Source organism: Streptomyces beijiangensis, from assembly GCF_017315755.1.
GTDB classification, from domain to species: domain Bacteria; phylum Actinomycetota; class Actinomycetes; order Streptomycetales; family Streptomycetaceae; genus Streptomyces; species Streptomyces beijiangensis.
Genome location: NZ_JAFLRJ010000634.1, coordinates 1 through 336, shown reverse-complemented (window position 1 = coordinate 336; position 336 = coordinate 1). Strand labels below are relative to the sequence as shown.

At 71.4% G+C, this 336-nt stretch carries 1 protein-coding gene; it reads left to right on the top strand.

Annotation, left to right across the window (positions count from 1 at the left end; genetic code table 11):
- Positions 1–336, top strand: a 336-nt coding sequence (locus tag J0695_RS37725; RefSeq protein ID WP_242553694.1) for a LamG-like jellyroll fold domain-containing protein, incomplete at both ends; no start/stop codon positions are given.

Sequence of the window (336 nt, the reverse complement as noted above, 5' to 3'; positions counted from 1 at the left end):
GCGCTCGCCCTGCCCGGCGGGGCGCCCACTTCGGACGGCGCGTACGTCCGCCTTCCCCGTGGTGTGCTGGGCGCGGCGACGGACGTCACGGTCTCCGCCCGCGTGCAGTGGAGCGGCGACGCCTCGCCCTGGCAGCGGATCTTCGACCTGGGCACCAACACCACCAAGTACCTCTTCGTCACCCCGTCCAACGACAGCGGACTGCTGCGCACCTCCGTGACCACCGGGGGAGGAGGCGCGGAGGCGCAGGTCAACGGCTATGCGAAGCTTCCCGCGGACCAGTGGCGGACCGTCACCGTCACCCTCGACAGCGTGGCCGGCAGGATCACCACCTAT